The sequence below is a fragment of the Zavarzinia aquatilis genome (assembly GCF_003173035.1).
GTDB lineage: Bacteria > Pseudomonadota > Alphaproteobacteria > Zavarziniales > Zavarziniaceae > Zavarzinia > Zavarzinia aquatilis.
Map to the genome: position 1 here is coordinate 56,748 of NZ_QGLE01000008.1, position 13,948 is coordinate 70,695.

The following is a 13,948-nucleotide window of genomic DNA, read 5'->3' on the forward strand; positions in this document are numbered from 1 at the left end:
CTTTGCCATGCCGCGGCCCTTTCGCTAAAGTCGTCGGCACAGAATGCCTAGGCGGGAATGATCAAGATGCGCGCGCGTTTCATCCATGGGCTGGCCGTGATCCTGGCTTTGAGCCTCGCCGCCCAGCTCGGTGCCTGCGGCAGCCGCCTCAACGGCAATGCCTCTGGCGGTTCGGGCCGCGCGACGACAGCCGGCGGCGGACTGTCGATTCCCTTCCCCTGACGGCGAGCCGCCCGAGGGCGGACCTTGGCGCCGCGCCGACCGGAAGCCCCCGAATCAGGGCTGGCAGCGCTGGAACGCGCGGATCGCCGGCCCGGCGTGCTGTCGGCGAAACCTCCGGAACATCGAGAATTTGCTCCCTTTTCGGGTGATGTTGGGTTCTTCCCGATGCCACTTGGATTATAGTTAGCGTGGTCGAAGGGGCGGGGAGCGGCGGCGTTGAGGTATCGGGCATTTTTTTGCCGGATACACGTTTCGCAAACGAAGCCTTTACCAAATCGCGCCAGATTGGCGTGACGTTGCAGGCCCCGATCCGATCCCGACAGATCGGCATGGGGGCTCGGGACACAGTCTTCGGAGTCAGGGGCGCGGTCCGATGGGGCGATCTAAGTTTCGTTTGATCTTCGGGGTGGTTCTGGTGGCGGTCGCCATCGGACTCATCGTTTACGGTATCACCTCGATGCGCCGGCCGCCGCCGGTCGTGCCGGGCCAGCAGGCCACGGCAGCGCCGAGCCAGGATCTCGTCAGCATCGTCGTCGCCTCGCGCGACATCGGTCGCGGCGAGAAGATCGAGGCGGCCAAGGCGACCATCCTCAAGGTCCAGGGCCCGGCGCCGGTCGGCTCCCTCAGCGACCCCCGGTCCGCGGTCGGCGCCGTGGCCCTCGTCGCGATCCCGGCCGGGCAGATCGTGTTGCAGAACTCGATCCTCGCGCCCGGCGACACGACGAAGCCCGGCCTTTCCGTGCTGATCCCGGACGGGATGCGGGCGGTCGCGCTTCGCGTCAACGACGAGGTCGCGGTCGGTAACTTCCTGCGCGCCGACGATCTCGTCGACATCCAGCTCGTGCTGTCGAACAGCGCCCTCGGCCCGGCCGAGGAAGGCGGCAACCCCGAGCGGCGCGAGTCCCGGGTGGTGCTGCAGGCGCTCAAGGTGCTCTCGGTCGGCGAAGCCTTGACCGAAGAGACCGGCGACAAGGCGATCCGGATGCAGAACATCACGGTCGCGGCCACGCCCGAACAGGCGCTGGTGCTCGCGGTCGCCAAGCAGTCGGGGGTGTTCTACCTCGCGCTGCGCAATCCGATCGACAACAAGGAAGAGCCGGTCAAGCCCGTGCGCCTCGAGGATCTCGTCGGCGCCGCGCGGCCCCAGCCGGTTCCTTCCGACAGCAGCGCGGCCCTGCCCGTACCCGCCGTGGTCGCGCCGCGCCAGATCGAAGTCATCCTTGGGTCCAACACGGGCAAGCAGGCGGTGCCATGAGTGAGAAGACGATGCTTCGGGTGGCTGCAATGACCCCGCGTGCCGACAAGCGAGATGGCGCCATGCGCCGGTTTCGTCAGGCCATGCTTTCGACGGCGACCGCCATCGCCCTGACCTTCGCCCTGCCGGCCCTGACCGGTGTGACGCTGGGCGAGGCGCAGGCCGCGGACTACGTCAACCGGCCCTCGCTGGTGATCCAGCCCGGTGTCCAGACCCCGCTGACCCTGACCAGCCCGATCGAGCGGGTCGCGATCGGCGACCCCGAGACGGTGACCGGCCGTGTCGTCGGCCCGACCGACATCCTGCTGCTTGGCCTCAAACCCGGCCGCACGAATCTGATCGTGTGGGAAGTCGGCGGCGAAAAGGCTTATGTCTACCCGGTGGTGGTGCCGCTCGGCACCGGCGACCTGACCCGCGATCTGCGCGAAGATCCCGAACTGTCGGGCGTTCGCGTCGATGCCGCCGGGGGCAAGGTCGCGCTGAAGGGCAGCGTGCCCTCCAATGACGCTCATGCCCGCGTGCTGCAGATGGCCTCGCGCTATTTCCCCGATGGCGTCAGTGACCAGATCAAGGTCATGCAGCAGCAGATGGTCAGCGTCGAAATCAAGTTCGCCGCCCTGTCGACCTCGACGCTGAAGCGCCTCGGTTTCGACTTCCGCTCGGGCCCGAACACCAGCTTCGAATATGCCGTGTCCTCGCCCGGCGCGGACCTGACGGGCGCGCTCTCGGGCGTCTCGCCGGTCTCCGACGCGCTGAACGTGCTGATGCGCCTGCCTGGCTCCGACCTTTCGGTGGTGCTCGGCATTCTCTCCGGCGCGAAACTGGCCCAGGTCCTGGCCGAGCCGACCCTGCTGGTCCGTTCGGGCGAGACGGCGGAATTCATTGCCGGCGGCGAAATTCCGATCCCGGTGCCCCAGGGTGACGGCAACACGATCACCATCGACTACCGCCAGTTCGGCATCAAGCTGAAGGTCGCGGCGACGGTGCTCAGCCCCAGCCGCATCCTGCTGAACCTGACCCCCGAGGTCTCGGACCTCGACTATGGCCGGGCCATCAGCATCGCCGGCACGCAGGTGCCCGCGATCGTCAAGCGCGGCGCGAGCTCCACCCTCGAACTCGGCAATGGCCAGAGTTTCGTGCTCGCCGGCCTGATGTCGTCCTCGACCGCGGACTCCGACGATGCGCTGCCGGTGCTCGGCGATCTGCCCATCCTCGGCGCCTTCTTCAAGCGCCAGCAGACCACGCGTGAGCGTCAGGAGCTGATCATCGTGGCGACGCCGCGCCTGGTCTCGCCGATGGATCCGCGCGCGATCCCGCCGCTGCCGGGCACGGACCTGAAAGATTACGATCCCTCCTATGGCGACATGCTGCTCGGTCGTAACCGTCTGCGTGATGTCCTGCCGCAATACGGGCTGCTGCCATGACCACAGAACGTCGCGCCATTCTCGTCGTCTCCAGCGACGAAGACTTCGCCGAACGGGTGACGTCCGCCCTGTTCTCCCGCTGCTCCATCGTTCGCGGCCTGCCCCAGCTCGAGACCCTGCGCGGTCTCATCGAGTCGACGGGGATCGAGGCGATCATCGTCGATCTCGACGATGTCGCCTGGGACGGCCGCAACATCACCGAGCTGATCGTCAGCCTGAAGGCCGAGCAGCCGGCGACGCCGCTGATCGTCGCCAGTTACAACATCTCGGCCACTTCGCTGATCCCGGCCATGCGCGCCGGGGCCAACGATGTGATCGACAAGGACTTCGCGGCCGATGACCTGATCGCGCAGATGGACTGGCTGCTGCAGTCGCGGCCGGCCAAGCGCGGCAGCAATTCCGCGCGCATCCTCGCCGTCATGGGGCCGAAGGCCGGGGTCGGCTCGACCTCGATCGCCGTCACCATGGCCGCCGAACTGGCCCGTCGCGCCGGCCCGAGCGAGCGCGTGCTGTTGCTCGACTTCGGCTTCCCGCCGTCGGAATCGGTCGATCTCCTTGGCATCAAGGCGTCCTATTTCATGACCGACGCGCTCGGCGATCTCGGTCGGCTGGACTCGACGCTGATCGACGGCGCCTTCGCCCAGACCAAGACGCCGCGGCTCTTCGTGCTGCCGCTCGCGGTCGACGACGAGAATGCCCAGATCGCCGGCCAGGGCGATCTCGCCCAGCTCGTCGACGTGCTGCGCTCCTATTTCACCGCGATCGTCATCGACGTGAACCGGGCCCTCGCGCCGCGTGTCGCCGACCGTCTGTTCGTCGATGCCAATGCCTCGATCCTCGTCGTCGACCAGTCGGTGACCTCGATCCATGGCGCTTCGGCCGCGCTCGATCGGATGCGGCGCCAGATCAACAAGGATCCGGATTTCACCCTCGTCGTGTCGCGCCACGTTGCCCGGCTGCGGCCGACGCCGGAGGAAATCGCAACGGCGGTGCGGGCCAAGGGCCGGCCGTTCCTCGTCGCCGAGGACCGGGTGTTCGTCGATGGCCAACGCAATCTGGGCACCATCCTGACGGATAGTGGCAGTGCCTTCGCCCGTTCCGTCCGCGCCATCGTCGATGCGACCACGGCGACCGCGGTCGCGGCGTCGGGGTCTTCGCCGACAGCCTCGGCGGCCGCCCGTATCGCGGCCGGCGGCAATGGCGGCATTCTCTCCCGTCTCGGCATCGGCCGGGCCGGGGCGCGTTGAGCAGTCAGGCAGGAGTGAGCGATGCGTGAAACGACCGGGCCCGGCGGCGGCGCGTCCCTCGGGGCGCCGGCTTTCCCCACCAATCTTCCGGGGGGGCGGGCCGATGGCGATATCTATACCTCGCCACTGTACCAGGAACTGAAGTTCCGGGCCTTGACCATCGTCCACGACTATCTGGAAAAGCGCGGCTTCACCCCTGACAAGGCGAACGGCGAAGTGGTGCGCAGCGAGATCAGCCGCGCCATTTCCGTCGTCGTCGCCGGTGCCGGCGTCGCCCTCAACGCCGCCGAGCGCGAGCGTCTGCTCGACGATGTCTTCTTCGAGATCGTCGGTCTTGGCCCGCTCGAGCCGCTGCTCGCCGACACCACGGTCGACGACATCATCGTCAACGGCCCCAGCCGCATCTATGTCGAGCGCGGCGGCGTGCTCGAGCGGGTGACGACGCGCTTTCGCGACGACGCCCATCTGATGAACATCATCCAGCGCATCGTCAGCCCGATCGGCCGGCGCGTGGACGAGGCTTCGCCCTTCGTCGACGCCCGCCTGAAGGACGGCAGCCGCGTGAACATCGTGATCCCGCCGATCGCCCTCGACGGCGCCACGGTCTCGATCCGCAAGTTCAAGCGCATTCCGCTGAAGATTCACGATCTCGTCCGCACCGGCACGATCAGCCAGGAAATGGTCGATTATCTCGCCGCCTGCGTCCGCGCGCGCATCAACATCCTGATCTCGGGCGGTACCGGCTCGGGCAAGACGACGATGCTCAATATCCTGTCGGGTTACATCTCGGCGACCGAACGCATCGTGACCATCGAGGATGCGGCCGAATTGCAACTGCGCCAGTCCCACGTCGTGCGGCTGGAAACCCGGCCGCCTTCGGCCGACGGAACGCCGGAAATTACCGCGCGCGACCTTGTCAAGAACGCGCTGCGTATGCGCCCGGACCGCATCATCCTCGGCGAAATCCGTGGCGGCGAGGCGGTGGAAATGGTGCAGGCCATGACCACGGGCCACGACGGCTCGATGGCCACGGTCCACGCCAATTCGCCGCAGGACGCCATGAGCCGCCTCGAGCTGCTGCTCGGCTTCGGCGGGATGCAGGCCAATGTCGCGACCGTGCGCAAGCAGATCACCTCGGCGGTGCAGGTCGTCGTGCAGGTCCAGCGCCTGTCGTCCGGCGCGCGCAAGGTCATTTCCATCGCCGAAGTGGTCGGCATGGAAGGCGAGACCATCGTGCAGAACGAACGTTTCCGCTATCGCGACAATCCGGCTTCGCCCGGCCAGGGCAGCTTCGTCATGGTGACCCGCCATTCGGCCTTCGCCGAGCGGCTGGCTTCGGTCGGCGGCGTGACGCCGGCGGGCGGCGGCGGCCGTTTCGAAGGTCGTCCGTGACGGCGGTGGGGGAGGGGTTGCGATGATCCAGTTCGGTCTTGCCCTGCTTGCCGCGGTCGCCGCCGGCTATCTGATCGAGAGCTATATCAACGACTGGCGCGCCGACCAGGTCTATCGCAGGCGGCTGCAGCAGCTCGGCCGTTCGATGGGCATGGCGACCGATGGCGAGGGTGACATCCCCGAGACCGAGCGTCTGATGGGCCTTCTCATGATGTCCTCCTCGGGCATCACAAGGCGCATGATGCAGGCCGACTGGACGGTGACGCCGCAACGCTTCATCGCCTATGTCGCGGGTCTTTTCGTCATCGTTGCCGCGGCCGTGTTCTTCCTCGGTCTGCTGGGCGGGCTGGCCGCCGGCCTCGGCTACCTCGGCCTGTCGTATCAGGTTCTCAGCGCGGCGGCGGAAAAGCAGGTCAATGCCTTCCTGGAGGAATTGCCCAGCTTTCTCGAGCGTCTGCGCCAGTTGATCTCCACCGGCAACAGCCAGGCCCAGGCCTTCGACAAGGCGCTGATCTATTCCGGCGACGCGGCGCGCTGCTACCTCGATCCGGTGGCATTGCGGCTGAAGATCGGTGTGCCGCTGCCTGATGCCCTGCGGGTACAGGCGCAGCGCCTCGGCGTCGCCGAACTCGCCATGCTGGCCATGATCGTGCGCACCAACCTGCGTTACGGCGGCAATCTCAGCTATATTCTCGAACATCTCAGCCGGGTTCTGCGCGACCGCATCCGGGTGCGGGGCGAATTCAAGGCGCTGTCCTCGGAGTTGCGCAGCACCGCTTTCGTGATGGTGGCGATCCCGCCGCTGGTTGGTCTTGCCATCATGGCGATGAACCCGTCCTACCTCGACTATTTCGCCGAGAAGGGCCAGGCCATGCTGGGTGTGGCGATCGGGCTCGAAGTCATCGGCATCGTGATCATGCGGCGCCTGCTGCGGGTCGAATATTGAGCGGCGGCGAGGGAGACAGTCGATGCCCTATATGATCGCCGCCGTCCTGCTGATCGCCGGTGCCCTGATCCTGTTGTTCGTCGGCAGCAACGTGCTGGTCGGCGAGGTGCGCAACATCGGGGATACGCGGCGCCTGCGCAGCCGCATGGCCGATGTCAGCCGCAGCGACGCCATCCTCGACGAGGAGCACGAAGGCGGCGGCTTCTTCGAGCTGGTCGGCCGGGCCACCACCCGCAGCCAGAGCACGCTGAACGAATTCGAGCAGATCATGCGCTCGACCGGGCGTTACGACGCGGGCGCGCCCTATTGGCTGGCGGGTGTCCGCCTCGTCGGCGGCATCGCCCTTGGTGTGATCGGCTTTGGCGTTGCCCTGTTCCTCGCCAAGATGAACACGGCCATTCTCACCGGTGTTGCCGGTTTCGCCATCGGTTACCTCGGTCCCCGCTATTATCTGTCGTCTGTCGCCAAGGCCCGCAGACGCCGGATCGAACGCGAGCTGCCGTTCCTCATCGACATGCTGCTGCTGCTCGTCCGTTCCGGCGCCTCGATCGAACAGGCTTTCCGCCACCTGACCCAGGAAGAAGCGGACGGCCTCGGCACGATCAAGGGCACGCTCGAGCGGCTGGTGAACGACATCGACCAGGGCAAGGGCTACGAGGTCTCGCTGCAGCGCTGGGGGGCCCGTCTCGCCATCGACGAAGGCCGCGAATTCTCGGCCCTGCTGATCCAGTCGCTGGCCCACGGCACGGAATTGACCTCGGCCCTGAAGATTTTCTCGGACACGCTGATCGAGCGGCGCATGAATGCCGCCCGCATGACCATCGGCCAGCGCATGACGCAGCTGACCGTCGTCATGATGCTGTTCATGATGCCCCCGCTGCTGATCGTCATCGCCGGCCCGGCGGTTTCGCGGCTGATCGAGGGCCTGACCAAGGTGAATGGGGGATGAAGGTGAAACCGGTTTCCGCCGGAAGGTCGCGTCGCCTGTCGCTGGCGGCCGCGCTGCTGGTGCTGCCGCTTGCCGCCGCCGGCTGCCGCAGCGCGTCGCCCTCCCTGTCGACCAGCGGGGCCAGCGTGACCACGCCGACCGCCGAGGAAGACGCACTCTATATCGCGCTGATCCGCGGCATGAATGACCGGGGTCAGTCGCAGGCGGCGCTCGCCTTCCTCGACGATTACCTGAAGCGGCATCCGGATGACGTCGAGGCCCTGAGCCTGAAAGGCGATGCCCTGTTGCGGACCAAGCAATATGAGGCGGCGGATCAGGTCTATATCGCCCTCGACAAGCGCCGGGTCCAGCCGGTGGCCGCCTTCGGCCTCGGTCAGGTGCGGGCACAGGTCGGGGACTGGAAGGGGGCGGTGCCGCAGTTCGCCCGTGCCGCCGGTGCCGCGCCGACCGATGCCCGCGTGCTGAACAATTACGGCTTTGCCCTGCTGAAGACGTCGGACTTCGCCAAGGCTTACGACGTGCTGGCCCGAGCGGTCGAATTGAGCCCGCAGAGCCAGCAGATCAGGACCAATTTCGCCATCGCCGCCCTGAACACCGGGCGCGAGGCGCAGGTCGACAGCATTCTGCAACCCATCCCGGCGGCCGAGCGGGAGGCCGCGCTTACCTTTGCCCGGAGTTGGAAACCATGACGAAGCATTTCCGCCTGCGGCCCATGGCGGCCGTCATCGCTCTTGCCCTCGCCTCCGGCCTCGCGGCGGTCGCGCCGGCTTCGGCGCAGGACCAGGGACCGGCCAGCCTCGGCGGGGCCAGCGCGACCACGACCGTGCCGGCGCTGCCGCCTTTCGCGCGGACCCGCGCGATCCTGCAGGCGCAGAACGCGCAGACGCTGGGCCGCAGCGCGCCGACCACCGGCGCCGAGTCCGGCAAGGTCTACGAAAATTACCTGAGTTCGATCGGCAAGGGCGGCGCCGGCCCCAAGGTGCAGGGTCTCGCCGACACGTCGACGAAGTGATTCTGGACGGCAGCTGTCCGGCCGGGCGTCTCAGGCGCCCGGTTTCGCCAGACTGTCGATCACCCGGCGGCAGATATCGAAGCTGAGCGGCTTGTTCAGAACGATGGGGGCAAGGCCCCGGTGCGACGCCGCCTCGGCCACCAGTTCCGGGTTTCCGCTCATCAGCACGACCTGCTCGGTATGGCGCAGCAGGGTCATGATTTCGGCGGCGCGCACACCGCCGAGCTGGGGCATCCCCACATCCATCAGGACAACGTCGGGCCGCTTGTCCCGGGCGATTTCCACAGCCTCGATGCCGTTGGCCGCTTCGAGAACCTTGTAGCCGATGCGGCCGAACAGCTCGACCAGTTCGCTGCGCAGATCCTCGTCGTCATCGACCACCAGGATGGTCGGCGACTTGGCGCCAGGCTTCTGATTGGCGGCACTCATGATCAGCTTGCTGCTTCCTCGACATACGCAGGTATTTCCAGCCTGAATACGGCGCCATTGCCCTCGTTGGAAGCACTGATCGTCCCGCCCATGTCGGTCATCAGGGTTCGGCAGATGGAAAGGCCGAGACCGCTGCCGTGGCCGACTTCCTTCAGGGTGAAGAAGGCGTCGAAGATGCGGTTCATCACATCGGCCGGAATGCCGCCGCCGCTGTCCCTGACCTCGACCAGGACACGGTCGGAGATGCCATCGTCGTGGACCGAGATGCGAATCTCGCCCCGGGTCGGCTCGTTGCGGAGCCGGCAATATTCGGCAATGGCGTCGCGGGCGTTGACGACAAGATTGAGGAAGACCTGCTGCAGCGATACCGGGTTGGCTTTCAGCGGCCGGCAATAGGGCGGTGCATCGCAGATCAGCTGGATGCCGCGGTTGCGCAGCGAGCCTTCGGTCAGGTGGCGGATATTGTCCATGATCTCGGTCACCGAGACCGGGCGCAGGCCCAGGGTGCGGCGGTCCGGATGGGCGAGGGTGCGAATCGCCCCGATGATCTCGCCCGCGCGAAGGGCCTGGTCGTGAATGCGGTCGAGCTTGGCGACCACGATCGCCTGTTCAGCCGAGCCAACCGAATTCTGCCGCTCGTTCTCGGTCTCGAGGGCGAGTTTGGCGTTCTTCACCGCCATGGCGATGACCGACAGCGGCTGGCTGATCTCATGGGCGATGACGGTCATCAACTCGCCGAGGGTGGCGAGCTTGGCCGTGTTGATCAGGATGTTCTTCTGTTCGTCGACCTCGAAGGCCTGAGTCGCGATCAGGCTGAGGCGCTGCATCAGCGCAAGCTGCGACGGCTCGAAGAAGCCCGGCGTCCGGTGCAGCGCGACCAGCATGGCGGCTTCGTTGCCGATGGTCAGCGGCGCGACCAGCGCATTGCGGAAGCGGCGCCGAACCGAGTCCGGGAATTGCGACCATTCCCGCAGCACCGTCATGTCGGCGACGACCAGCGCCTCGCCCATCAGGGCGGCGCTGATGATATCGCCATTGGGCCATTTCAGCCCGGCGAGCGCGGGATCGGTGGCGACGACGACCAGCAATTCGTCGCGCGTGCGCCGCCGCACCACCAGGGCCTCGTCGAAGCGCAGCAGGCGGGCGAAAAGGCTGAACAGATCGGCGCATTTGTCGGCGAGGGGCGAGGGCTGGATCAGCGCGCGGAGCGAGGCGAGCAGAACATCCGCTTCCTCGCGCAGGCGCATCTCCCGCGTACGGTTGGCCTCGGCACGTTCCAGCAGTTCGACCAGTTCGCCGCGGTGTTGCTCGTCGAAGGGCCGGCCGCTCCAGACCTTGCCAACGCCGACATAGCCGCCGTCGGGGCCGGCCGTGCCGGTCAGGGTGAAGTTCACCACCGAGCCGTCGCGCTGGGCAAAGCTGAGGGCGATGTCGCGCATCGGGGCGAGTCGGCCCAGCAACTGGCCGAAATGCTCGCCCTGGGCGGGATAGAGCGTGCGCTGGGCGAGTCGGTCGAGCTTGGCGCCGCGCAGCAGCTGGATCACGGCGGGATCGCAGCCGACATCGAGCGGCGAGATTTCCTCGACCCGAAAATCGGCACTGCTGCGCCAGGTGAAATCGGCGGCGAGGCTGAGAAGGTCCGGGGGCGAAGCCATGTCGACGGCATTGACCATGATCACGCCCCCCGACCGGGCGACCGACCCATCGTCCCAAGCGCCTGGAATTTCCGAAGAATCCGATCGTACACTGCCCGAACCCCCTTATGACGACGGCGGGTTTGTCCCGCGATCGCTGCCGCCGGAAACATACCATGGCGGCCCCGCCACGCCCCGACCGGCGAAGTCTAGGGAAACTTGGTGAACAGGGTGTAAACCCCCGTCCCGCGCGTCCTCCGACGAAATTACATTGTTCGTTCACATCCCGTATCGCGAATCATCCAATTTTGGACCAATTTGTGATTTGTTCACGATGTTTGGTTAGACACTGAACCGTGGTGCTGGCACTGGGTGCAGCATCTGTCGGGGTGGATGAATTCGCTTCCATTCCGCGCCCGATTGGGCATAAAGGTCTTATGTCCGCCCAAAGGGGGGAGGTGGGTTCGCCAATGACGCCTGGTATGAATCGTTCCAACACGATCTCAACGCCTGTCTATGTGATCGACGATGATGCCTCCATTGTCGAGGAAGTTGGCGATTTCCTGAAGCTGAAGGGTTTTGTCGTTCACGCTTTCTCGATTCCCGCGGAAGCTCTCGACAGCATGTTGGCTGAAGCCGAGCCCTTCCTGCTGGTCACCGACATGCAGATGCCGGGATTGAGTGGTCTCGATCTGGTGCGCGAGTTGCGTCACTTTGGGGGCTCACCGCGCATCTTTGAGACCATTCTGTTTTCGGCTTTCGCCGATCTCGACCGCGCCATCAATGCGCTGAAGCTCGGGGTGCTGGACTTCCTGGTGAAGCCGGTCGATCTCGACCAGCTGGTCGCCGCGATCCACCGCGCCGCCGAGGCGCTGGAGCTGCGTCGCGACAGCAAGCCGAATGACCGCGATCTCTCGGTGCAGCTGGCGGAAACCCTGGCCAAGGCCAAGGAATTGACCTCGACCATCGAGAATGCCGCGGTCCGTCTGTCGCGCGAATCCTCGGTGCCGGCGCCGTCTTCGATGTCGACGCCGCGCACTTCGGGTCCGGTGCCGGTCGCGCCGCCGCCGGTGGCGCAGCCTGTGCATCGCCTCAGCATCGGCCAGCCCCGCACTCTGCCGGGTCAGGCGCCTGAAGATGGCGAGATGCTGCACCGGATCAAGGCGCTGCAGGCTGCGCGTCGTTTCCGCGACAAGCTGCTGCCGTCCTGCGTCGACGGCGACGCCAACTGGGAAATCCTGCTCTATCTGATCGAGCAGTCGCTGCTGCACCGGGTGGTCTCGGTCACCTCGGCCTGTCACGCGACGACGCTGCCGTCCACCACGGCGATGCGCAAGATCGACGAACTGGTCTCGACCGGTTGGCTGCAGAAGCGCCCCGATCCGTCGGATCGCCGCCGCACGCTGATCGCGCCGACCGACCTGTGCCGCGACCGGATGCGCAATTACCTGCTGGGCCTGCCGGTCAATATCGGAACCCCGGGCTTCGAATCTTCGGTGCCGGCGCTGGCCTGATCAGACCGACATCCCAGGAACAGAAAGGCCGTCCGGCATCTCCGGGCGGCCTTTTTCCATATCGGGGTCAGATCACGCTGGCGGTCGCCGCCGGGGCGGGATGGATCAGGGCATCGGCCAGATATTCGAGAGCCTGTTGCGCTGCCTTGCGGTCGGCGAGACCGCCGAGACAGACGCGCACCGCTTCCGGCGCTTCGCGCGAGACGACGAAGGCATCGCTGCCGACGACGCCGATGCCGGAATTGCGCATGTGGCCGGTGAAACTGGACCGGCTCCAGGGCGCGGGCAGATTGACCCAGACGTGGAAACCCTCGGGATCGGCCTGCCAGGTCCCGGCCGGCAGGATGTCGCGCACCAGCGCCTGCCGGGCGCGCGACTCGGTCCGGATCGCGCTGAGCACATCCTCGGCCACGCCCTCGGCGATCCAGTGGGTGGCAAGGGCGACGGTCAGCGGCGAGGCCATGACGGTCGAGGCGCGCAGGAAGGCGGCGAGGGGCCAGGCGCTGCGCACATCCGGCGCGACGAGATAGGCGACGCGCAGGCCCGCCCCCAGGCATTTGGCGAGGCCGGCGACGTAATAGGTGATGTCGGGGGCGAGCACGGCGAAGGCCGGCGGCGGCGCAACCGGGATGCAGCCATAGGCGTCATCCTCGATGATCTTGACGCCGTGGCGCCGGGCGACCGCGATCAGATCGTGGCGCCGCCGCGTGGTGATCGTCGCCGTCGTCGGATTCAGCAGGGTGGGGTTGCAATAGAGCACCTTCACCCCGTGCCGCTGACAGGCCTCTTCAAAGGCGGCGGCGTCGATACCCTGTTCGTCCATGGCGAGGCCGACCATGCTCAGGCCCAGTTGCGCGGCGATGGCCCGCGCGCCGGGGTAGGTCAGACTTTCGCAGGCGACGGTATCGCCCGGCCGCAGGATCGTGCTCATGATCGCCAGCAGCGCGGCGTGGGCGCCGGGACAGATCAGCACCCGGTCGGCCGGAACTTCGACCCGGTGACGCGCCAGCCAGACGATGGCCGCGTCCTTGTCGGCCGGCGCGCCGCCGAAGCCCTGGTAACGTAGCAGGGCCTGCAGGTCGGCGCCGATTTCGGCAAGCCCCCGACGCATCCGTTCGACGAGGGCGGGATCCTGCGGCTCGGGCGGGAGATTCATGGTCAGGTCGACCAGCTGGACCGCGCGGGCCGGGCGCGGGCCGGGCGTCGCGGCCATGGTGCGCACGAAGGAGCCGGCGCCGACCCGCGATTCGATCAGGCCCCGGCGCTGCGCCTCGACATAGGCGCGCGCGACCGTGGTGAAATTCAGCCCCAACTGCTCCGCCAGCTGGCGCTGGGGTGGCAGGCGGTCGTTGGGAGCGAGGCGCCCGGCGCGCATGTCGGTCTCGATCGCGTCGGCGATGGCGATGTAGTGCGGACGAGTGGACTTGCCGATGTGGGGAACCCAGCCGACGAGCTTGCGGGCCATCTGCGAACCTTGGTGTAGAGTGAATGCAGTCAATTCGTTCAATGGTGGGAAATTGACTGTACTGAAGTGTCACGTCAAGGACGCTGCCGACCCGGGCTGGGCCGCAGGACGCATCCCTTGTTCCGGTATTTAACGCTGCCCTTCGCCTGGGTGCAAGGGCCGCTCTCGGCCCAAGGCCCGCCGTGCTTCTCGGCTTGGCGAGCGGTGGGTTCCGGTGGTGTCGGGGCGGGCGCCGGGCAGATTGTCGGCGCTGATGCAGGCTTTAATGATTAAAATTTGATCTTATTGATGCTCAATTGGGTGGCGGTGGTCAAAATTGCGCCATCCCGCATTGACGGGAAATCCCGTGATTGACCGTATTAAATGACTGCATTCATTTGAATCTGATTATCTGTTGTGCAGTCATTTGACTGGCATGGGGTTTGCAAAATCCTTCCCGTCACCACCCGGCGCGAGCCG

At 66.5% G+C, this 13,948-nt stretch carries 13 protein-coding genes; 10 read left to right on the plus strand and 3 right to left on the minus strand.

The window, feature by feature from the left end:
* The first annotated feature begins 66 nt into the window (after positions 1-66).
* The 9 genes from DKG74_RS21810 to DKG74_RS14135 all read left to right on the plus strand — a co-directional run bounded on the left by DKG74_RS21810 (position 67) and on the right by DKG74_RS14135 (position 8,447).
* Positions 67-222, plus strand: a complete 156-nt coding sequence (locus tag DKG74_RS21810) for a hypothetical protein (protein ID WP_165837686.1) — start codon at positions 67-69, stop codon at positions 220-222.
* A 415-nt stretch (positions 223-637) separates the two neighbouring features.
* Positions 638-1,477, plus strand: a complete 840-nt coding sequence (gene cpaB / locus DKG74_RS14100; RefSeq protein WP_165837687.1) for a Flp pilus assembly protein CpaB — start codon at positions 638-640, stop codon at positions 1,475-1,477.
* Between the two features lie 29 nt (positions 1,478-1,506).
* Positions 1,507-2,901, plus strand: coding sequence for a type II and III secretion system protein family protein (locus tag DKG74_RS14105; RefSeq protein WP_165837688.1), 1,395 nt, complete (start codon positions 1,507-1,509; stop codon positions 2,899-2,901).
* A complete protein-coding gene (locus DKG74_RS14110) occupies positions 2,898-4,148 on the plus strand; it encodes a CpaE/TadZ family protein (RefSeq protein WP_109906816.1) in 1,251 nt (416 codons plus the stop codon). The genes DKG74_RS14105 and DKG74_RS14110 overlap by 4 nt, the downstream gene beginning before the upstream one ends.
* Positions 4,149-4,169: 21 nt before the next feature.
* On the plus strand, positions 4,170-5,540 hold the full coding sequence (locus DKG74_RS14115; protein WP_109906817.1) for a TadA family conjugal transfer-associated ATPase: 1,371 nt from the start codon (positions 4,170-4,172) through the stop codon (positions 5,538-5,540).
* 22 nt (positions 5,541-5,562) lie between these two features.
* On the plus strand, positions 5,563-6,486 hold the full coding sequence (locus DKG74_RS14120) for a type II secretion system F family protein (RefSeq protein ID WP_109906818.1): 924 nt from the start codon (positions 5,563-5,565) through the stop codon (positions 6,484-6,486).
* Between the two features lie 22 nt (positions 6,487-6,508).
* Positions 6,509-7,435, plus strand: a complete 927-nt coding sequence (locus DKG74_RS14125) for a type II secretion system F family protein (protein ID WP_109906819.1) — start codon at positions 6,509-6,511, stop codon at positions 7,433-7,435.
* A complete protein-coding gene (locus DKG74_RS14130; RefSeq protein ID WP_109906820.1) occupies positions 7,432-8,124 on the plus strand; it encodes a tetratricopeptide repeat protein in 693 nt (230 codons plus the stop codon). Before DKG74_RS14125 ends, DKG74_RS14130 begins: the two co-directional genes overlap by 4 nt.
* The gene (locus DKG74_RS14135; protein WP_109906821.1) at positions 8,121-8,447 is read left to right on the plus strand and encodes a hypothetical protein; all 327 of its coding nucleotides are present in this window, start codon (positions 8,121-8,123) and stop codon (positions 8,445-8,447) included. The genes DKG74_RS14130 and DKG74_RS14135 overlap by 4 nt, the downstream gene beginning before the upstream one ends.
* Before the next feature lie 30 nt (positions 8,448-8,477).
* Here the strand turns inward: DKG74_RS14135 and DKG74_RS14140 are convergent, their stop codons facing one another.
* Positions 8,478-8,876: a response regulator gene (locus DKG74_RS14140; protein WP_109906822.1), complete on the minus strand. Its 399-nt coding sequence runs from the start codon at positions 8,874-8,876 to the stop codon at positions 8,478-8,480.
* 2 nt (positions 8,877-8,878) lie between these two features.
* A complete protein-coding gene (locus DKG74_RS14145; protein WP_109906823.1) occupies positions 8,879-10,549 on the minus strand; it encodes a sensor histidine kinase in 1,671 nt (556 codons plus the stop codon).
* A 443-nt stretch (positions 10,550-10,992) separates the two neighbouring features.
* On the opposite strand from DKG74_RS14145, the gene DKG74_RS14150 reads away from it, so the two are divergent.
* Positions 10,993-12,024, plus strand: coding sequence for a response regulator (locus tag DKG74_RS14150; RefSeq protein WP_165837689.1), 1,032 nt, complete (start codon positions 10,993-10,995; stop codon positions 12,022-12,024).
* Between the two features lie 67 nt (positions 12,025-12,091).
* Here DKG74_RS14150 and DKG74_RS14155 read toward each other — a convergent pair whose 3' ends face one another.
* Complete coding sequence (locus tag DKG74_RS14155; RefSeq protein ID WP_109906825.1) at positions 12,092-13,489, minus strand: aminotransferase-like domain-containing protein; 1,398 nt, start codon at positions 13,487-13,489, stop codon at positions 12,092-12,094.
* Between the last annotated feature and the right edge of the window lie 459 nt (positions 13,490-13,948).

What these genes read in the sequence shown, in the direction of transcription:
- DKG74_RS21810 (WP_165837686.1), top strand. Translation starts at nt 67, where the DNA reads ATGCGCGCGCGTTTCATCCATGGGCTGGCCGTGATCCTGGCTTTGAGC.
- DKG74_RS14105 (WP_165837688.1), top strand. Translation starts at nt 1,507, where the DNA reads ATGACCCCGCGTGCCGACAAGCGAGATGGCGCCATGCGCCGGTTTCGT.
- DKG74_RS14110 (WP_109906816.1), top strand. Translation starts at nt 2,898, where the DNA reads ATGACCACAGAACGTCGCGCCATTCTCGTCGTCTCCAGCGACGAAGAC.
- DKG74_RS14115 (WP_109906817.1), top strand. Translation starts at nt 4,170, where the DNA reads ATGCGTGAAACGACCGGGCCCGGCGGCGGCGCGTCCCTCGGGGCGCCG.
- DKG74_RS14120 (WP_109906818.1), top strand. Translation starts at nt 5,563, where the DNA reads ATGATCCAGTTCGGTCTTGCCCTGCTTGCCGCGGTCGCCGCCGGCTAT.
- DKG74_RS14125 (WP_109906819.1), top strand. Translation starts at nt 6,509, where the DNA reads ATGCCCTATATGATCGCCGCCGTCCTGCTGATCGCCGGTGCCCTGATC.
- DKG74_RS14130 (WP_109906820.1), top strand. Translation starts at nt 7,432, where the DNA reads ATGAAGGTGAAACCGGTTTCCGCCGGAAGGTCGCGTCGCCTGTCGCTG.
- DKG74_RS14135 (WP_109906821.1), top strand. Translation starts at nt 8,121, where the DNA reads ATGACGAAGCATTTCCGCCTGCGGCCCATGGCGGCCGTCATCGCTCTT.
- DKG74_RS14140 (WP_109906822.1), bottom strand. Translation starts at nt 8,876, where the DNA reads ATGAGTGCCGCCAATCAGAAGCCTGGCGCCAAGTCGCCGACCATCCTG.
- DKG74_RS14145 (WP_109906823.1), bottom strand. Translation starts at nt 10,549, where the DNA reads ATGGTCAATGCCGTCGACATGGCTTCGCCCCCGGACCTTCTCAGCCTC.
- DKG74_RS14150 (WP_165837689.1), top strand. Translation starts at nt 10,993, where the DNA reads ATGAATCGTTCCAACACGATCTCAACGCCTGTCTATGTGATCGACGAT.
- DKG74_RS14155 (WP_109906825.1), bottom strand. Translation starts at nt 13,489, where the DNA reads ATGGCCCGCAAGCTCGTCGGCTGGGTTCCCCACATCGGCAAGTCCACT.